Source organism: Candidatus Planktophila versatilis (assembly GCF_002288265.1).
GTDB classification, from domain to species: domain Bacteria; phylum Actinomycetota; class Actinomycetes; order Nanopelagicales; family Nanopelagicaceae; genus Planktophila; species Planktophila versatilis.
Genome location: NZ_CP016778.1, coordinates 922,818 through 941,557 on the forward strand (window position 1 = coordinate 922,818; position 18,740 = coordinate 941,557).

Annotated in this window: 21 protein-coding genes and 1 tRNA gene; 3 read left to right on the top strand and 19 right to left on the bottom strand. The window is 47.9% G+C overall.

Annotated features, from left to right (window positions below; translation table 11 throughout):
• Positions 1 to 51 precede the first annotated feature (51 nt).
• Positions 52 to 124 (top strand) — tRNA-Lys (locus A1sIIB76_RS04705).
• 77 nt (positions 125 to 201) lie between these two features.
• Here A1sIIB76_RS04705 and A1sIIB76_RS04710 read toward each other — a convergent pair.
• The 10 genes from A1sIIB76_RS04710 to A1sIIB76_RS04755 all read right to left on the bottom strand — a co-directional run bounded on the left by A1sIIB76_RS04710 (position 202) and on the right by A1sIIB76_RS04755 (position 9,382).
• On the bottom strand, positions 202 to 936 hold the full coding sequence (locus A1sIIB76_RS04710; protein ID WP_095697121.1) for an SDR family oxidoreductase: 735 nt from the start codon (positions 934 to 936) through the stop codon (positions 202 to 204).
• Position 937: 1 nt separating this feature from the next.
• On the bottom strand, positions 938 to 1,744 hold the full coding sequence (locus tag A1sIIB76_RS04715) for an SDR family NAD(P)-dependent oxidoreductase (protein ID WP_095697122.1): 807 nt from the start codon (positions 1,742 to 1,744) through the stop codon (positions 938 to 940).
• A 5-nt stretch (positions 1,745 to 1,749) separates the two neighbouring features.
• A complete protein-coding gene (locus A1sIIB76_RS04720; RefSeq protein WP_095684903.1) occupies positions 1,750 to 2,073 on the bottom strand; it encodes an L-rhamnose mutarotase in 324 nt (107 codons plus the stop codon).
• A gap of 39 nt (positions 2,074 to 2,112) precedes the next feature.
• Positions 2,113 to 3,618 carry a sugar ABC transporter ATP-binding protein gene (locus tag A1sIIB76_RS04725; protein WP_095684904.1) on the bottom strand — a complete coding sequence of 502 codons (1,506 nt, stop codon included), beginning with the start codon at positions 3,616 to 3,618 and terminating at the stop codon, positions 2,113 to 2,115.
• 41 nt (positions 3,619 to 3,659) lie between these two features.
• Positions 3,660 to 4,757: a sugar ABC transporter substrate-binding protein gene (locus tag A1sIIB76_RS04730; protein ID WP_095684905.1), complete on the bottom strand. Its 1,098-nt coding sequence runs from the start codon at positions 4,755 to 4,757 to the stop codon at positions 3,660 to 3,662.
• A gap of 62 nt (positions 4,758 to 4,819) precedes the next feature.
• Complete coding sequence (locus A1sIIB76_RS04735; RefSeq protein WP_095684906.1) at positions 4,820 to 5,800, bottom strand: ABC transporter permease; 981 nt, start codon at positions 5,798 to 5,800, stop codon at positions 4,820 to 4,822.
• A gap of 205 nt (positions 5,801 to 6,005) precedes the next feature.
• A complete protein-coding gene (gene deoC, locus A1sIIB76_RS04740; protein WP_095684907.1) occupies positions 6,006 to 6,710 on the bottom strand; it encodes a deoxyribose-phosphate aldolase in 705 nt (234 codons plus the stop codon).
• Entirely contained in the window at positions 6,695 to 7,606 is a 912-nt protein-coding gene (locus A1sIIB76_RS04745) for a ribokinase (protein ID WP_095684908.1), read from the bottom strand. Before A1sIIB76_RS04745 ends, deoC begins: the two co-directional genes overlap by 16 nt.
• Before the next feature lie 99 nt (positions 7,607 to 7,705).
• Positions 7,706 to 8,305 carry a trimeric intracellular cation channel family protein gene (locus A1sIIB76_RS04750; protein WP_095684909.1) on the bottom strand — a complete coding sequence of 200 codons (600 nt, stop codon included), beginning with the start codon at positions 8,303 to 8,305 and terminating at the stop codon, positions 7,706 to 7,708.
• Between the two features lie 42 nt (positions 8,306 to 8,347).
• A complete protein-coding gene (locus A1sIIB76_RS04755) occupies positions 8,348 to 9,382 on the bottom strand; it encodes an SDR family oxidoreductase (protein ID WP_223298128.1) in 1,035 nt (344 codons plus the stop codon).
• 155 nt (positions 9,383 to 9,537) lie between these two features.
• Between A1sIIB76_RS04755 and A1sIIB76_RS04760 the strand changes: the two genes are divergently transcribed.
• Entirely contained in the window at positions 9,538 to 11,193 is a 1,656-nt protein-coding gene (locus A1sIIB76_RS04760) for a glycoside hydrolase family 13 protein (RefSeq protein ID WP_095697123.1), read from the top strand.
• Between the two features lie 10 nt (positions 11,194 to 11,203).
• On the opposite strand, the gene A1sIIB76_RS04765 is transcribed toward A1sIIB76_RS04760, so the two are convergent.
• From A1sIIB76_RS04765 to A1sIIB76_RS04785, 5 genes are all read right to left on the bottom strand, one after another.
• Positions 11,204 to 11,602 carry an FKBP-type peptidyl-prolyl cis-trans isomerase gene (locus A1sIIB76_RS04765; protein WP_095697124.1) on the bottom strand — a complete coding sequence of 133 codons (399 nt, stop codon included), beginning with the start codon at positions 11,600 to 11,602 and terminating at the stop codon, positions 11,204 to 11,206.
• Between the two features lie 94 nt (positions 11,603 to 11,696).
• Positions 11,697 to 13,025, bottom strand: coding sequence for an argininosuccinate synthase (gene argG / locus A1sIIB76_RS04770; protein ID WP_095697125.1), 1,329 nt, complete (start codon positions 13,023 to 13,025; stop codon positions 11,697 to 11,699).
• Positions 13,026 to 13,035: 10 nt separating this feature from the next.
• A complete protein-coding gene (locus A1sIIB76_RS04775) occupies positions 13,036 to 14,220 on the bottom strand; it encodes a class I SAM-dependent methyltransferase (protein ID WP_223298755.1) in 1,185 nt (394 codons plus the stop codon).
• A gap of 10 nt (positions 14,221 to 14,230) precedes the next feature.
• Entirely contained in the window at positions 14,231 to 15,412 is a 1,182-nt protein-coding gene (locus A1sIIB76_RS04780) for a sensor histidine kinase (RefSeq protein WP_223298130.1), read from the bottom strand.
• 38 nt (positions 15,413 to 15,450) lie between these two features.
• Positions 15,451 to 16,140, bottom strand: a complete 690-nt coding sequence (locus A1sIIB76_RS04785; RefSeq protein WP_095697126.1) for a response regulator transcription factor — start codon at positions 16,138 to 16,140, stop codon at positions 15,451 to 15,453.
• A gap of 112 nt (positions 16,141 to 16,252) precedes the next feature.
• Between A1sIIB76_RS04785 and A1sIIB76_RS04790 the strand changes: the two genes are divergently transcribed.
• Positions 16,253 to 16,696: a hypothetical protein gene (locus A1sIIB76_RS04790; RefSeq protein WP_125918790.1), complete on the top strand. Its 444-nt coding sequence runs from the start codon at positions 16,253 to 16,255 to the stop codon at positions 16,694 to 16,696.
• Here A1sIIB76_RS04790 and hpf read toward each other — a convergent pair whose 3' ends face one another.
• From hpf to A1sIIB76_RS04805, 4 genes are read right to left on the bottom strand one after another with little or no spacing between them, the layout of a single operon-like run.
• Positions 16,697 to 17,044 carry a ribosome hibernation-promoting factor, HPF/YfiA family gene (hpf, locus tag A1sIIB76_RS04795; protein ID WP_095675079.1) on the bottom strand — a complete coding sequence of 116 codons (348 nt, stop codon included), beginning with the start codon at positions 17,042 to 17,044 and terminating at the stop codon, positions 16,697 to 16,699.
• A 43-nt stretch (positions 17,045 to 17,087) separates the two neighbouring features.
• On the bottom strand, positions 17,088 to 17,477 hold the full coding sequence (locus A1sIIB76_RS04800) for a hypothetical protein (protein ID WP_095684917.1): 390 nt from the start codon (positions 17,475 to 17,477) through the stop codon (positions 17,088 to 17,090).
• On the bottom strand, positions 17,478 to 17,624 hold the full coding sequence (locus A1sIIB76_RS06915) for a hypothetical protein (protein WP_190277042.1): 147 nt from the start codon (positions 17,622 to 17,624) through the stop codon (positions 17,478 to 17,480).
• Between the two features lie 39 nt (positions 17,625 to 17,663).
• Positions 17,664 to 18,731 (bottom strand): trans-sulfuration enzyme family protein, encoded by a 1,068-nt coding sequence (locus A1sIIB76_RS04805; RefSeq protein WP_095684918.1) that lies wholly within the window; start codon positions 18,729 to 18,731, stop codon positions 17,664 to 17,666.
• Positions 18,732 to 18,740: the final 9 nt, after the last annotated feature.

Consider the following 18,740-nt stretch of genomic DNA (forward strand, 5'->3'; position numbering starts at 1 on the left):
GCGCCTCGCTGGTAGGGTCTGCTCTGCATTTAAGTGTTTACGCACTTAAATGGGTTGTTAGCTCAGTTGGTAGAGCAAGGCACTCTTAATGCCTGGGTCGGGGGTTCGAGTCCCTCACAACCCACTTATAGAAGTACCCAGGAAATGGGTCTAGTTGCTAACCCGCCTTGGCGAAATACGGCAACAATGCATTTAAGGTTCTCAATGCCATTCAGTTGTAGGAAAAAAGAGCGCGTTCTTGAGCATCACATTACGAGGCAGATTCACTTGTAGCATCACCATTTCGGCAACATCTGCTGGACTCATTAATTTACCGCGTCCTTCGGTTCCGGCGCGATTGATATCTTTATTGAGATCATCCCAAAATGCGGTATCTACGCCACCGGGGCAGAGTGTGGAGACACGGATACCTTGCGTGATTACTTCTTGCGCAAAACTATCCATGAATCCCATTACCGCCCACTTAGTTGCGCAATATCCCGACCATTCCGGATATCCCTTAGTGCCACCAGCAGAAACAACTGCGATGACATCTCCGGAGCCTTGCTTGAGCATTGCAGGAAGCACAGCTTTGACAATGTGCGCTGTTCCTAAATAGTTGGTCTGCATCATCATCGCCCAGTCAGCAGGATTTGACTCAACAACGGAGCCAATAATTCCCATGCCAGCATTGGGAACGAGCACATCGATAGAACCAAACTCTCTCACTACTTTTTCAACAGCTGCAACACAATCACTCCAAGATGAAACATCGCCAACTACTGCCAGGGCTTGGGTGCCAGAGATTTCGGTAATCTCTTTAGCTGCTGCTTGAATTCTTGTTTTATCCCGTCCAACAATGGCAGTTCTAAAACCTTCTTCTGCTAAACGAAGAGCTATCCCAAACCCAATTCCACGTGAAGCACCTGTTACTAGGGCAGTTCTTGCTTCTGTCATGCTAACCCCAAGGTCTGGCGTCTACCGGATCTTCCCAGCTTGGAATTGGCGCTTGCAGTGGTTGATCAATCCAGCAGAATCTGCCATTGACCGAATCACTTTCACTACTTACTAACTTAAGAACGAGATCCATCGCCTTCTTCGGATCATCCCCGCCGGTCTGATCTACCCAATCAACCCAGGCTTTGTAATCTTTGCCCACCTCACCAAGAGCCTCTGCCTTGGCCTTAATATCGCCCCACATATCACTTCGAACATCACCTGGATGCATGACATTTGCGGTGACACCTGAGCCAGCAACCTCAGCTGCAAGATGTCTGGTGAGTTGATTCAGCGCTGCTTTAGAAGTTCCGTAAGCACTGTTAAGTGGGCCTGGTGGATGCAAGGAGGCAGCAGATGTTAAATTGATAATTCTGCCCCACTTGCTCTTAAGCATTCCAGGTAAGAATGAACGAGCGGTGTAATAGGGCGCGATGGCATCGATAATGATGGTGCGCACCCATTCGCCTGGATCGGTATTCTGGATGAGATCAATGGGTCCAAATACTCCTGCTGCATTTACAAGAATTTGCACAGCGCCATACTCTTTTGAAACCTGCTTCTCAAGCTTTTCAACAAAGGAGTTGTCGCTGACATCACCGGTGATGCTTGTGATCATCGACTTCTGAGAAGCCGACAATGCGCTTGTATCAAGTGCCGAACGTGAGACTGCAATAACTTGGTGGCCTTGGTCAGCCAGACCTAACGCAATCTGGCGTCCGATTCCACGACTAGCACCCGTGACAAGAGCAAGTTTTGCAGCCGACATCTTTGCTACTTACCAGCGTTCGTTTCGAGATGGAAGACTTCGCGAAGCTCTGTTGAGTTAACAATTCCATCTGAGTTGAACTCCATCAGTGGGCTCATCAATACCGCCCAGCGGTCGTGTACCTCTGAGTGCCATAGTCGATCCCACGCCTCAACATCGGTAATCACTGAATACATCACGAGAACTGGATCATTTTCAAAAATAGTCATATCTGCAATACCGGACTTTTCTAGTTCGGCAATCATCTCTGCCCAAATCGCATCGTGGTGCATCTTGTATGTCGCCAAACTGCCTGGCTTTAAACGCATAGTGAACGCTCTTCTTACCATTTCTTCCTCTTTCTCTTCTCAATCGGTCTTATGGGTGGACTATTCGTTAATTAATTTGATGAGCTCGCCATCATCAACACCGGAGACCTCACGTGTACTGACACCATCTTTGACTACAACTATGCGATCGCACAAGGTAGTTAACTCAGAGATTTCCGTTGACCTAAATAAGATGCCCTTACCTTCAGCAGCAACTTCGCGAACAAGGCGGAAAAGCTCGACTTTGGCTCCAATATCTACACCTCGCGTTGGGTCATCGAGCAGGACCAGTCCCGGACTAATTTCTAGCCACTTGCCGATAACTACCTTCTGTTGGTTACCGCCAGATAGATTTCCAACATTTACTTGAACGCCTTCAGTTTTAATCACAAACTTATCAACAAGCCTCATGGCAGTTGCAGCCATCGCTTTTTTAGAGATCAATAGCGTTCCTTTTTTATCTCCACCTATAGCAACGTGAGATAAATTATCTGAAACTGTTCGCTCCAGCATCAGCCCTACCCGTTTGCGATCTGCTGGAATTAAAGCAACACCATCGCGCACTGAATTCTGAGGACTTAAATGGGTCTTTTCAACGCCTTGCACAGTGACCGTGCCTGCGACCTTTGGCCGCGCTCCAAAGAGAGTCTCAAGTAGTTCATCGGCGCCAGAACCAATGAGCCCGGCGACACCAACAATTTCACCTGCTGCAACGTTTAGCGAAATGTCTAGGACCTGCTTACCATTACTGAGGTTCTTCACTTCCAAGACTTTTTTCGCACTTGCATATAAATCGGCACTGCCTGTTTTCTTGGCAATGGAGGAAGCGGCTTTTTCTCCCACAATTCCACCAATGACGGTAGGAATGTCGAGCTCTGTGGTGGGTTTTGAAAAAACAAGCGAGCCATTGCGCATCACAGTGATGTGATCTGCAACTGCAAAAACCTCATCTAATCTATGTGAAACATAAAGCACTGTCGTTCCCTGCGCCGGCAAAGCTTTCACTAGGTCAAGTAAGCGCTTACTTTCACGGGCATTGAGGGCAGAGGTGGGTTCATCCAAAATGAGAAGTTTAGGTTTTTCAATGAGAACACGGGCAAGTTCAATCAGTTGCTGGTCTGAAAGGGGCACTTCTCCGACAATCTGATTGAGATCCACATCGAGTCCAATGGACTTAAGGACCGGTAGCGCAATCTCAGCCATCTTCTTTCTAGCAATAAATGGGCCGATGCGCATTTCGCGATCTGGAAAAAGATTAGTTAATACATCACGATGCTGAAACAAGCGCAGCTCTTGATACATGATTCCGACACCAAGCTTTGATGCTGATTGCACGGTAAAGGAGGAGAACTTCTCCCCCATGAATTCGATACTGCCCTCATCGGGGGTGACTCCACCCGAGAGAATCTTCATGAACGTTGATTTGCCAGCCCCATTTTCACCAACAATGGCGTGGACTTTATTCGCCTCTAAATCTAAATCTAATCCGTTGAGGGCTTTAACCCCACCGTAGCGCTTAGCCAGGCCACGAACGGAGATCACGTTATGAACGCTTTGAGTATTCAATGTGTGACCTCCGTTCGTAGTTTGTCCCGGTTACTTATTAATTAAGCAGATTCATCTGAGATTGGCTTGAGGTTCTTCTGCCAATCCTTGATGTAACCCTTAACTATTGGGTCGTAGTACTTACGAGTCAAAGCCTTTGAAGCTGACATTTTCTGCAGCGCTTTGAAGGTAAGTGGTGCTGAACCGAATGGCTCTATGACCTTAGTTGCAGTAACAATTTCTGTTCCTGAGTCTAAGAAGCCTGGCTTGTTAATCTTGATCTTGTTTCGGAGGCTATCTGCCAACACCTTGACAGGAAGGTATCCCTGAACGAATGGAGTCTGTCCCAAGCTGATGTGGGCAGTTCCATTTGCAAGTGCTTCGAGGTTTCCGGTTGTGAGGTCATAGCCGCCACCAATTGCCTTTGATGATGGAGCAGCTGCATTTACTTTACCGATGCTTTCAACATCGGGAGCGCAGAGACCGACCATTGCAAGTGCGTCTGGATTCGCAGCAAGAAGTCCTTGCCATGCAGCGAAGTTAGCTGCTGAGTCAACCTTGACATCTGATGGTCCAATGATCTTGACCCCAGAAGCCTTAGCAAGACTTTCTAGCACACCTTTTTGGCGGTTTTCCAACACTGGGAATCCTGGGTAGCAGTTTCCAACGATGACACCACCCTTAGCGGTTGTTCCACCGATCTTATCTAGGACCATCTTTCCAAGAAGGCGTCCAGATTCAACTGACTTTTCACCAACATATGGTCCGTTAACTCCTTCGCCAAGTCCGTTAAACATAACGATAGGTGTTCCGGCCTTAATGATTGTGTTCAGTCCCTTAACCATGGAAGCAGCAGGAACAGAAGTTGCAATCCCGTCAACACCAGATGCGGCTAGGTTTTGCACCGCAGTGAGTTGCGCATCGCCTTCAGCACCGGCTGGGCCAGTTACTACGAGCTTTACATTGAGATCTCTAGCAGCCATTTGGGCTGCATCGATAATTTGTTGAATGAATGGATTACCAATCACGTGTACTACGAAACCGATGGTCAGTCTCTTCTGCGCAGCCTGCGCAGGAGTGGCTACTGCGCTAGCAGAAAAAACCAACGCTGTAACAACTGCTATTGCACTAAAACGTGCACGACGGCTCTTGATTGTCATCTTTTTCCTCTCCTTCTTTTCTATTCAAGCAATGCTCCCGATGAGCAAGGTTGAAACTTATTTTAACTCGCTCGATTTTTCCGAACTCGAACAATTTGATCCACACCGATTGCAAAGATAATGACGAGCCCGGTTACCAGGGTGCTCCACACGGCATCGATACCCAAGAAGACAATGCCTACTCCGATAACTCCCACAATGAGTGCACCGACTAATGAGCCCCAAACTGTTCCGGCTCCACCTGAAAGTGGAGTTCCGCCAATGATTGCCGCTGCCACAACTGGCAGTAGCAAGTTAGCTCCCGTACTTGGATCAACTGCTCCTCTAAAACCAAGGAAGAGGATTCCACCGATGCCAGAGACAACACCCATAAGTGTGCAGGTGAGAATCTTGATTTTCTTAGTTGGTATGCCAGCCAGACGCGCCGCCTCTGGATTACTACCAATAGCAAGAATTCGATATCCAAAACGAGTCTTATGTAAAGTCAAATGAAGTACTAGAAATGCAAAGACCACAAAAATCAAAATAAAAGGTACTGGTGTTTCAATATCGCCACCGAGGACTCTAAAGAAGATATTTTCAGTAAGTTTCTTATCAGTTGGAACGACAGAACCTGACTTATTTGAGATCAGAGAAAGACCCTGAAATATCGAAGCTGTACCCAAGGTAACAATGATTAATGGAAGTCTCATCACAACTGTGAGCACACCGTTGATTGCTCCCATAAATCCACCGGCACAGATTCCAAAAATGATTGCTATCCAGACCGGAACTCCGGCAATCATGGAAAGACCTGCGACTACTGCAGAAAGGTTAAGGATCCAACCGAATGAGAGATCAATTTCTCCCATGGAAAGTAGATAGACAATGCACCCGGCAAGAAGTGCTGAGATGGAATAGCTTGCAGCAAGGTTAAGAAGGTTTTCAGGCTTTAAAAATGTTGGGCGCAGCGCTCCCACAATTCCGACAAGAACAAGGAGTGCAAAAACAACGCTCGCCTCTTCTGGAAATTTAAATCGACGAGATTTAGCCTTCTGCGCCATGCCTGCTCATCCTCTCCGATGAATGCATCCGTGGAATCCTTTCCAGGCGCAATATGGGTATAAAACTCCCATTACGCCTGGATGTCAATAGGTTTTTGGCAAGTGTCGCTGGGATTCCCCCAGCCAGGAGACACTCCCCCGGCCTGTATCTCCGCAACCGGCTTAGTAACGCACCGTTACGTTGCACCTGCTTATCGGCTACCTATCAGTAACTCTTTGTCTCAGCGCTACTCGTATCAGAAATTATCTCGATTCCGGCGCTGGTACCAAGTAACGATGCACCTGCTGCAATTAGCGCGCGAGCTTGGGCTAAATGCTTAATGGAACCAGAGGCTTTAACGAGAACTCCGCCCTTGGCACGCGCTACTAAATATCGCACGCTCTCAGGGTTAGCAGTCTCTATCTGGCCACTGCTCGCATTCTTTAAATATGCAACGCCGGCTTCCATGGAGAGCTGCACTGCCAACTCCTTCTCTGCTTCCGTTAGCAGTGGGAGTTCTAACATCACCTTGATCGGAACACCGGATGCGCGCACCACACCCGCTATATCTTCCCGGAATTCGTCATACATTCCAGATTTGAGCCAACCGATCTGAACCCCAATATCAATTTGAGTGGCACCTAATCGCACAAGTTCTGCTGCCTCGGCAGCTTTGCCCGCACTAGTCATCACACCTACGGTGGGAAAATCTAAAGCTGAGGCAACTTCAATTCCTGTTCCTTTAAGAATTGATGCGGTCAGTGCAACCCATGATCCCGGCACCATTGCCGCGCTAAAGCCATATTTGATGGCATCTTCCACATGGGCAATCATCTCTTGCCGAGTAGAGCCCACTTCTATCTTGGTATGTTGAATATACGGAGCAAGTTGGGCTGGGGTTAAAGTGGCAGCATCTACTGTGCTAGACATTTTTCAATCTCTTCTCTCGTAGGTAGTGAATCAATAACTCCGGCAATGCCAACAGAGTGTGAACCTGAAGCGGTTGCAAATTTCACACACTCATGAAAATCACACCCTTCAGCTATAGCAACAGCTAAGGCAGAGGTGAAACTATCTCCAGCACCAGTTGTATCAACTACTTTCTTCGCCTTAATGGCCGGAACGGCGTACACATCGCTGCCATCATCTACGAGCGAGCCTTCCGAGCCTAAAGTCATCACTATCTTGGCACTGGTCTTAAGTCGCATCTGGGCAATGAGTTCTTTAGGTGAGAGCCCATGATCGCCCGGGATTCCAAGTAATACCGGGGCCTCAGTTCGATTGGGTGTGATGACATCAAACATCGACCATGCCTCTGGCGGTAATTTCACTGCCGGAGCTGGATTAAGAACTATTAAACGACCTTCTTCCCGCCCAATCTTTAACGAAGCCAAGACCGCGGGCAGAGCAAGTTCCATGGAAACCACGATCACATCAGCTTTAGCGATATGTGTACGGAAACTTTCCACATGAGCTGGAGTTAATTCATCCAGGGCCCCAGCTGCAACCAAGATTCTATTTTCACCATCGGATTCGACCAAGATAAATCCCACCATGGTGTGGCCCTTGCCGGTGACCACACATGAATCATCGACACCTTCTACTTTCCATAGTGCACGTGCACCTTGTCCAAAATCATCAGGGCCAATAGCGGTAAGGAAACTTACTTCGGCGCCAAGTCGCGCCGCACCTATTGCTTGATTAGATCCTTTGCCACCTGGTCCAGCATCAAATACGCCACCCATGAGAGTTTCACCAGCCTGCGGAAGTTGCGGAATCCGCATCGTCATTCCAACGCCGTAACTGCCAACAACAGCAATTTTCATTTGACTCCTAGATTTGCCACGAACATTCTGGCAAAAGTACTGTGTTATGAGCCAATGTCAATATCCAAGGTGAGTTTTGATGAGAACTTATCTCTCCTGCTACTTGCTGAACTTAGGCAGGTGTAGATCGAATTGGATTGAAATCACACGGGTAAGCATCACTACTACTCCCCCAATGATTGCCGCCAGATTATCTGCAACGCTGAGTTGATGCAGGGCAACAAAGGTAATCGCTCCCATGAGTGCTGATGTGCCAATCGTTTCGCGGTGGAGCAAGACCGGCTCTAGCTGACAGAGAATGTCTCGTAATAGCCCGCCGGTCACAGCGGTTATGACTCCCAAAAGAATGGCTGCATACCAGGCAACGTTTTCTTCAAAGGCGAGCTGTGTTCCAGAAAGTGTTGCCACAGCAAGGCCAAAGGTGTCCATAATGAGTAGCGTCTTACCAATATGTGTGACACGTCTAAAGACAAGAGTAAGAACTACAGCAGCAATAATGCTGATAACAATCCAGCCATCTGTGATCCAGATCGGAGTCAGGCCAAGAAATACATTTCGAAGGGTTCCACCTGATACTGATGCAATCGCTGCTATGAATGCAATACCGCCATAATCAAGGCCCTTATCTGCAGCCACCCGAGCACCAACAAGTGCGAAGACAAAGGTGGAGAGCAGGTCCAGGATATGTAGCAAGGTCATGGCTATAGCCTAGAGAAGGCCACGAGAAAGAGTGCCAACCATTTACCCTTTTATGAGCCCATTCTTATAAAGGTAGTCAGCTGATTCCAGAATGCTTACCTGCGCCGGAATAAAGCTGATTCCCAGCAATCGCTCGGCCTTGGCATGGCTAATGATGAGTGGCTTACCCAGCATTGCTACGACTGACTTAATTGCCGGGTCAAAGAGTGAGAGGAACTTGATTAAAAGATTGGGTGCAAGTGCGGTCTTGACCTTACTTTGTGGATACTTTGATTTGAGAAGCTTTGCAATCTCCATAAATGATTTAGTCTCAGAAACAGATAAAATTCGCTCTCCCGCAGTAGCGGTAACTTTGATGGATTGCACGTGCATGCGAGCAACATCTTTGACATCCACTATCGGCATGCGCAGATCAGGAACCATCGGGTCCTTACCTAGGAGCAATCTTTCCACCAAGGAGATAGAAGACCCAAAGTTGTTATCTAACGGAGCGCCCAATACCAGTGCTGGGTTAATCACTGTGAGCTCAATTTCAGGTGCTTGGTTCTTAATGAAATCCCACGCAGCTTGTTCAGCTAAAGTCTTGGAGCGTATGTAGGCATCTTTGCCGGCCGGATGATTCACATCAGTCCACATACTCTCGTCATAGGCGCTAGTCCCTGCCGGTAAATCACGAGCATAAATTGCCGCCATCGAAGATGTGAGAATCACTCGGGTAATGCCGCCAGCTTGTGCGGCGCGAAGTGCGCGCAAGGTTCCATCAACTGCCGGGCGAATAAGTTCATTCTCATCCTTTGGTGACCCAAGCGGGAAGGGAGAGGCGGTGTGCATCAGCACATCAATGCCCACTAACGCTTGGCTCCACCCAGCATCTTTTTCTAGATCAAGTTCAACAAATGAAAGCTTGCTAGCAAGATCGACTCCAGGTGAAAGGTGTGGGGCAACTGCGTTACGCACCTCATCACCTTTACTGAGCTTGCGCACCGAAGCACGGACTGTGTATCCATCATTGAGTAGTTGTAGGGCGATGTGCTTGCCAATATATCCGCTGGCACCAGTAAGTAAAACCGTTGTCATAGTCAAGAACCTGTTCCTTGAAGCGGGAGAATGTAACTTCATAGAATCCTACTCAAAAGGGTGACGACTGCACAAAACCGCAAATACATTCCATTTACATCACATTTGTGTGCTTTTCGACAATTGCCTTGGACTCCTTCCGTAGAGTACGACCCATGCCTAAAAGCGTTGGACTCTCAAAAGATAAGAATTGGTGGCGCCAAGCGGCCATCTACCAGATCTACCCGCGTAGCTTCGCCGATTCAAATGGCGACGGCATCGGCGATCTCAAAGGTGTTACCTCGCGTATTTCATACTTGAAATCATTGAGCCTTGATGCGGTCTGGTTAAGTCCTTTTTATCCATCGGCGCTAGCAGACGGTGGCTATGACGTCGCTGATTATCGTGATGTAGATCCACGGCTTGGAACGCTGGCAGATTTTGATGAGCTGCTGGCAGAACTACATAAGGTTGGTATCCGAATATTTGTCGATATCGTTCCTAACCACTCATCTAATTTGCATGTGTGGTTTAAGGAAGCAATCGAAGCAAAGCCTGGCTCTAAAGCGCGCAATCGTTACATCTTCCGAGATGGAAAAGGTGAAAAGGGCGAGCTGCCACCCACTGATTGGGTTTCACACTTTGCGCCTAGTGCCTGGACCCATGAATCAGTCATGGGTGGCAAAGGTAACCAGTGGTACATGCATTGGTTTGCACCAGAGCAACCAGATTTTAACTGGGATAACCCAGAAGTGGAAAAGGAATTTCTTAAGACACTTAAGTTCTGGGCTGATCGCGGTGTTGATGGGTTTCGCATCGATGTGGCACATGCACTGAAGAAAGATCTCTCTGAGCCACTTCGTAGCCTGCCAGTCTTTGAAACCCTGGAAGAGCGCGGTAATAAGGGCAAGGGAATCTTGGCCGACCGCGATGAACTCTTTAAGATTTACAAACAATGGCGCAAACTATTTAACCAGTATGACCCGCCACGAGTAGCTGTGGCAGAGGCATTTGTGCACCCCGAACGACTTCCGCTCTATGCCAGCACAAAGACTTTGGGACAATGTTTTGATTTCCGTTTCATTGAGACTCCCTTTGAAGCAGCTGCATATAAGGAGAGCGTGCAAGATGCGCTGGAGCTTGCCCTAAAGAACAAATCTTCTTGCACATGGACACTTTCAAACCACGATCAAATCCGCCATGCAACGAAGATGGGTCTTAATTCAGCGGTGGATCGTCGTTCATGGATGCTCTCCAATGGAACTTCTCACCCGCTAGATGCAGCCGCTGGCACACAGAACGCACTTGCGGCAACGCTATTTATCTTGGCCCTTCCTGGTAGTACCTATATGTATCAAGGTGAAGAGTTAGGTCTGCACGAAGTCACTGATATTCCAGCAAGTCAGATTCAAGATCCGCAATACCTACGCAATAACAAAATGGATAAGGGGCGAGATGGCTGCCGTGTGCCGCTGCCGTGGCAGAAATCAGGTTCTTCTTTTGGTTTTGGAACAGGCGGTGCACACTTGCCACAACCGTCTTGGTTTGCAGATTACTCAGTAGAAGCAGAAGAGAATGATCCGAACTCGGCGCTCTCCATTTATCGCATCGCACTGGGACTTCGTAAATCACTAATCACTGAAGAAAAGATAAAGTGGCATAAGACTGGTAATTCATCTGTCTTGCACTTCTCACGGCCAAATGGCTGGCACTGCATCACCAACTTCCGAGGTGAAAGTTATCCAATGCCTAAAGGGGAAATTCTCATCTCTTCCCACCCACTTACCGACGGCAAAATTCCGGCCGGTACAACGGTTTGGTTAAAGAAGTAAAACTATTTCTTTAAGCGACACCAATAATGTCGACGGAGAAGACGAGAGTTTCATTCGGACCGATTGGTCCAGAACCAGCTGCGCCATATCCCATCTCTGGTGGAAGTATCAGCAATCTACGTCCGCCCTCTTTGGCACCAGGCAAACCTTTCTGCCAACCTTCAACTACCTCCGCTAACGGAAATGTTGCTGGCTGGCCGACCCAGGATGACTCAATGATTTTTCCAGTTGACCACGCCATGAGTGTGTAGTGAAAAGTCAAAGTAGATGTCGGAAGAACTTCTGCCCCGGTTCCAACGATGATGTCTTTGGTAGTGAGCTCTGTTGGCGCGCTACCTTCTGGCTTTGAAATTGTGGGAACTTCCCCTGCTACTGTAGAAACTACTGGCAGCACTGTTGCACCTGACATCTTCTCTCCTTCGGTAACGTTGAGACCAACTAGGACGGTGAGTCCTACGAGTGTGGCGGCAATGACGCCAGCTATTGCTTTGCGAGTGGTCTTATTAATTTTCTAACTCCTTAATCAGGTTGAAATCTCCGCCACCGAGTTGGCCTTGATCGCGATACATCTCTAACTTTGCCCGGGTATCGGCAATATCTAGATTACGCATAGTTAACTGCCCAATACGATCTGTTGGTCCAAAGGCAGCATCTTCAGTGCGCTCCATCGATAACTTATCTGGGTGATAACTCAAGGCAGGTCCAGTTGTATTGATAATTGAATAGTCATCACCGCGGCGCAGACGAAGTGTGACTTCGCCGGTAACAGCCGATGCAACCCAACGTGTGAGTGATTCACGGAGCATCAAACTCTGTGGATCAAGCCAGCGTCCTTCATAGAGTAAGCGACCCAGTCTGCGACCTTCAGCATGGTAGTTCGCAATCGTGTCTTCATTATGAATTGCAGAGATGAGTCGCTCGTAAGCGATAAAGAGCAGCGCCATTCCTGGAGCCTCATAGATTCCACGAGACTTAGCTTCGATAATTCTATTTTCAATCTGATCACTCATTCCAAGGCCATGGCGACCACCAATTTTATTTGCCTCATCCATGAGTGCTACGACATCGCTAAAGCGTTGGCCGTTAATTGCCACCGGGCGACCCTGGACATACTCAATCTTCACATCTTCAGATGCAATAGAAATTGATGAATCCCAGAACTTCACGCCCATAATGGGAGTAACAATCTCAATGGAGGCATCGAGGTTCTCTAAATCCTTTGCCTCATGGGTTGCGCCCAAGATATTTGCATCAGTTGAATAAGCCTTTTCAGTGCTGTCGCGATATGGCAGATTGTTAGCAACTAACCACTGTGACATCTCTTTGCGCCCACCAAGTTCGCGCACGAAATCAGCATCGAGCCAAGGCTTATAGATACGAAGATTTGGATTAGCAAGCAGACCATAGCGATAGAAACGTTCGATGTCATTACCTTTATAGGTAGAACCATCTCCCCAGATTTCAACCTTGTCATGCAACATCGCACGAACCAGCAGCGTTCCAGTTACGGCGCGGCCAAGTGGTGTTGTATTGAAATAGGCCTTACCACCAGAGCGAATATGGAAAGCGCCGCAGGCAATTGCAGCAAGACCTTCTTCGACAAGTGGGGTCTTGCAATCAACAAGTCGTGAAATCTCTGCGCCATATTCTTTGGCGCGAACTGGAACTGAATCAATATCGGTCTCGTCATATTGGCCAAGATCTGCGGTGTAGGTGCATGGCACCGCACCTTTTGCGCGCATCCAGGCCACAGCGACCGATGTATCGAGTCCGCCAGAGAAGGCGATTCCGACTTTTTCACCGATAGGAAGTGATGCAAGGACTTTGGACATAGTGCGAAGTCTAACCTTTGATCAGCGTTGCTAGCGCAGGTTTAACTTTCCAGAGCGCCAGCATCTCGTCATATCTCTGCTTTTCTGATGCGTCCACCCCTGCACCGGTCTTTACTGCGCGAATCATGAGATTTCTGGGGGTGTGCTCTCCCCCAATAAATTCAATTGCCTCTACCCGATAGCCACGCAATTTCATGATCTGCATGCGTAGGCCATCGGTAAGCAAATCTCCCAGGCGTTCTTTCATAATTCCGTTGCGGGTAATGATCGACCATGGCTGCGGAATCTCGTTCATCTGTGCCTGAATATCATGGTGACAACAAGGTGCTATCAAAGCCAGCTTGGCATCAGAGTTAATCGCCCAGGCAATTGCATCATCAGTTGCTGTGTCACATGCATGAAGTGCGATGGCGATATCAGCTGAGGTAAGAGTGGTATCTGCTATCTCCTCAGCTCGAAACTCGATACTCGAAGAGATTCCTAATTGCTTGGCTATCTCATTGTTGCGATCTCGAGCAGAGGTGCGAACATCAATACCGATGACTTTAACCGGCATACCTTGGCTACGTAGATATTGATGAGCTGCAAATGTTAGGTAGGCATGGCCACAACCAAGATCGACGATTGTCAGGGGCTTGGCAGCAGTGGGTTGGTCGATATGCCCGGCCTTGATTGCACTTGTTAGCGTTGGGGTGAGTAATCGCAAGAATTCTTCTACCTGCTTGTATTTATCTGACTTGCTAGCTTTGAGATTGCCTTGGGCATCAGATATACCAACTGCAATCAGATAGGGATCAGATGGGTCAAGTAATCGCGACTTACTGCGGTCATGTGAAAGCTCTTGTTCGCGCTCGGTTGATTCGCGGTGGATGAGTGCTTCACCCTTTTTCGTAATTCGCACACTGATTGATTGGTGAGTCTGTTCTAGCAGAATATTGGCATATCCAGAGCGCATTAATTCGCTAAAGGGTGCTTGCCCTACTTCATAATTCTTCGTTGTCATTTGTCGACTATCGCTATGACTAACTTGTATCGCAATGGAATCTTTAATCAAAACAGGTCGCAGGTCGATGCGCTCGTGCGCAGTCTGCATATTTCTGCGCCGACCCGAGAGGACAACTCTGACTAAGGAGTTGGTATCACTAAATTTCTCGGTGAGCTCAACAAATACATCTTCGAGATTGGCATCGCTCACAGGGCTAAGTTTAGTCTTTAGCTAAAGGAAGGCTCGCCACTACCGCCAAGCCGCCCAGGGCGCTCTTGCGTAGCGAGAAAGTGCCGTTCAGTTTTTCAATAACGGCAGACATGATGCTCATACCCAACCCCGAACCACCATTTTCGCGCGAGCGAGACTTATCAAAGCGATTGAGTGAGCGAATATTCTCAGCGTAAGCACCCTCAGGTAATCCTTGCCCAGCATCTTCAATCAAAATCAGGACGTTCTTTCCAGATTTACTACATGTGATTGTTACCGCAGCATCTGCACTGGTGTGGCGCATGATGTTGGTAAAAGCATTTTGGATAAATCGAGAGAGATAATCTCTGGAAGCCACTACCGCCAAGTCATTCTCAATTTTTAAGACTACCTTGCGCCCAGGATTAAGAGTCGTGAAGTCAGTGCCATGAGCGCTTAACAACTCACTCACATCCATTTTTTCAATATCTCGACTTCCGCTCTCACCTAGTTCGGCAAGAAGCAGTAAATCTTGAATCAGATTCTCCATCCGATTGATTTCAGTTCCCACGCGAGTAAATGCACGATCTTGATCTTCAGCCGTTACCAGCTGTTTCTTACTCAGCATCTCCACATAACCTTTGACCACGGTGAGTGGGGTGCGCAATTCATGAGATGCATCGCCCAGAAATTCCTGCATACGAGCAAGGGATGCATATTCATCTCGGCGATTAGCTCGCCTAAAGAAGAAAAAGAGTAATACTCCTGCGATGAGATCGACAAAAAAAGTAACAACTCCCAATGCACGGAGATTGACCTCAAAGTGTTCATCTATCGCGTTAGTGGATCGGGCAATGAGTAGGAAATCTTTCTCATCAAGGCGCACTGCTCGCAATTGATAGGGATCACCAGATTTTATTGACACCGGGCGGGCGGTTGCCTTTTCAATGAGATCTTTTGCAGGGGCTCCTAGATAACTCAAAGAGGACTCACGAACTACAGTCTCTTGACCCTCCTCGGTTAAAAGCGTCAGCGTTGCATTAAGAGTTAACTGCTCGATAGCAAAGAGAGCTGCGCCAATTGATTGCTCTGGGTTATCTATCGCCTCTTGTGCAACAAAATCGAGTGAGGCATTTACCTCAGATAATTCAGCGCTACGGGTATGAAAAGCGGAGTAGCTACCGATTCCCAAGGTGACTACTGTGACCAGCAAAACTGTGAATATGCTGGTCCTTGTACTGTTTGAGATCTTCAACTCTTCTCCGTAAGAAGTTGGAAGCCGACCCCTCTAATCGTCTTTATGCCTTCATATCCATCACGATGTAATTTCTTTCGCAGGTAGGAAATATAAGTATCTACAACGGTGCTCTCAGATTCAAAGGTGATTCCCCAGACCTCATCGAGTAAGTAAGTCTTAGTCAATACCCGTCCCTTGCTTTCGAGCAATACATGCAGCAGGCGAAATTCTGTCGGAGATAACTCCACTACCTCGCCGTTAAATGTGACTTGATGTGTGTCGTTATCAAGTTTAATGGGACCACTGCTTAAGCTCGTATCAGAAGTAACTGTAAATTGAGTTCTTCGCAAGATGGCTCTTACTCGAAGCACGAGTTCTTCTAGACCGCGCCATGGTTTTGTCACATAGTCATCGGCACCCAGAGTTAATCCACGAGTAATGTCGGCTCGGTCACCGCGCGCACTTAGCATCAGTGCAGGAGTGTTATCTCCGGTACTTCTAATGCGTTCAATAAATTCAAAGCCATCCATCATGGGCATATTGATATCAACAACAAGAAGATCTGGTTTGGTTGTGCGAAGCAGAGTAAGGGCAACCATGGCATCAGCTGCCACGACAGTTTCAAATCCAGCGAGTTTGAAGGCATCGGCGAGCACCTCGCGGACTCCGACTTCGTCGTCAATAATCATGATGAGTTGGCTCATGCGCCCAGCCTTTCACGCAATTCCCACTTTTTCTACCACTTCACGCCCTTGCACACGAAACCGCTAGGTGATTCACAGAAGATTCACACCACCTCTTTAATACTATTAAGCCATGAGAAGAGGCATATCCGCAGCGGTTATCTTCACTCTCTGCTCGCTCTCTTCTTTCTCTCAATCTGCTGTAGCAGATCAACGGACACCACCTCCTCTGCCTTCAGGGGTCCTCGAACAATTCCAGCGAGATATGGATGCCTTTAACCAAGCGATGCAACTTCGCGACCAGCAAATGCGTGAAATAAACCAGAGTTTTTATCTGGCTATTAATAAAGCTAATCAAGATGCTCGATCTGCCATGCAAATTGCAAGCAAGCCAGAGCAAAAGATTTCTGTCATTACAGTAAAGAAAGGCGCAGTCGCGGCAGCGATTTACGCTAGAGAGAGTGCGATCATCGCACTTGGCCAACCTCCTATACCGCCAATAGATCCAATGCGCGTGCAGAAAAATTCAGCGAAACAAAAAGAGAGGCAAGAAAAGAGAGAGAAACAATTCCGCTAGTTACTCTTTCACATCCACCTTCATGGTGCGCAAGGTATGACGATCATGGCTCTTCTCGCGTTCATGTATTTTTCTAATTTGTAATTCAATACTCTTAATTGCATCATCAAATGCCGCCACGTCATTAAATGAAGCAGCCTCTGCTCGCAGTAGCGGACCTGAACCGTGTGAAGTAATAACCACCTTATGAGAATGTTTGCCCTGTCGCGGGTTTGCCTCATGCAGTACTTCCACTTCAATGCGGTCTATCGTCACACTAAAGCGATTCATAGAGAGTAACTTCTCTTCTGCTATCGATGAAAAGTCACTAGCGAGTTCTGCATGGCGAGGATGAATGATGATTTTCATTTCAATAGCATCCCACTACAGGGGTGAAAATGTAAGAGTAGATTTAGCTGGAGAGTGGCAGCAGATAAACAACTAATGTGAGGACTGCAGCTAACGAGAGTGATTGAGTGAGAATGACCACTGCAGTCTTTCGATCGGCTGCAAGCGCTGCTTTATCTTGCACGCGCGAGAGCTGACCCAGCTTGCCGAAATTAAATGTTCCCATCAGGCCGTATGCGAGACAGAATTTTCGTTTCGATTGCACCCAGCCAATTGATGCCACAGCCAGGGGAATAAAGATTCCTAGTCGAAGCGAGGGTTCGGCACTTGTTGAGATAAATCCAATAAGTGCGCTCACGCTGAGAGCGCTTCCAATAATGGCAACTATTTGGCGGCGGCGAATTTCTCCGGTGCCAATATTGCAAGACCCAGCTACATACTGGTTGTCAGACATTTACGCTTCTTCGAATTCGTCTTCGTCAATCCAAGCATCAGTTTCATTCTCATCTTGTTTTTCAACCCAGGATAGAAATGATCCAACAGCGCGGAAGGCAAGAAGTGCAACAGTGATTGCCGCAAGGGTTCTTCGGAGCGCTTTCATATGGCTAAAAATACTCCACTTTGAATCAAAGTGCGCGCTTTACCCCTGGGTGAGTGCAGTGTCGATATCGTGCCAGAGGTCATCGATATGTTCGCATCCCACTGAAAGACGGATGAGATTCTCCGGCACGCTATGGCTCTCGCGTTCCCACCGACGCCGGCGCTCCCACGTGGTTTCAACTCCCCCCAGACTTGTTGCATTGGCAATCAGAGTTGATGCATCACAGATTGCTTCGGCCTGCTCGGCGCTTGCGCCAGCTTGGAATGAAACAACTGCACCAAATCCGGGATAGCGAACATTTTTCACTGCAGGGTGATCAGCTAACTTCTTTGCCAAGATGGCCGCACTTTCTTGGGCACGGTTAAATCGAAGTGGGAAGGTGCGAAGTCCGCGCAGACCAAGCCAGACTTCAAAAGGACCGGCAACGCCACCTAGAGTTGTGCGGGCTTCAATGAGGCGGGTATGAAGCGCAGGATCCTTCACCGAAAGTGAACCCAAAATTACATCACTATGGCCTGCTAGATATTTGGCTACTGAATGCATGACAATATCGGCGCCAAAAGTCAGCGGCTTTTGATTGAGCGGTGTTGCAAAAGTATTATCAAATCCCACACCCAAATTACGCTTTTTTGCTTCGCCAATGATTACTGCTACTTCAGCAACATTTAACCCAGGGTTGGTTGGTGATTCCACCCATAAGAAGGCGGCGCCCTGTAATTGGCTAATTACTTCTTTTGTATCTGTAATATCTACAAAGCGAACTTCTAGTCGTCCTTCGGTGTGATAACGCTTGAGTAGTGACATGGTGCCGCTATAGCCTTCATGTGAGGCAACTACAGGTGCTCCGTGTGGCAAGAGCGAAAAGACGGCAGTGATTGCCGCCATCCCTGAGGCAAAGACCAACGTTGACTGTGCTTCTTCCAGTGCCGAAATTGCATTCTCTAAGTCATGCCAGTTTTCATTTCCGAAGCGGCCATAATTAATGTCACCTCCGGCACGGTATGTGGAGTTCAGGGAGATGTGTGTATTTAACCCGGCGCCCGGCGCTGCTTGCGGACGCCCTGCTGAAATTGCAAGAGTCTCCGGGTGCAGGAACTTATCGGTCATGGGTACAGA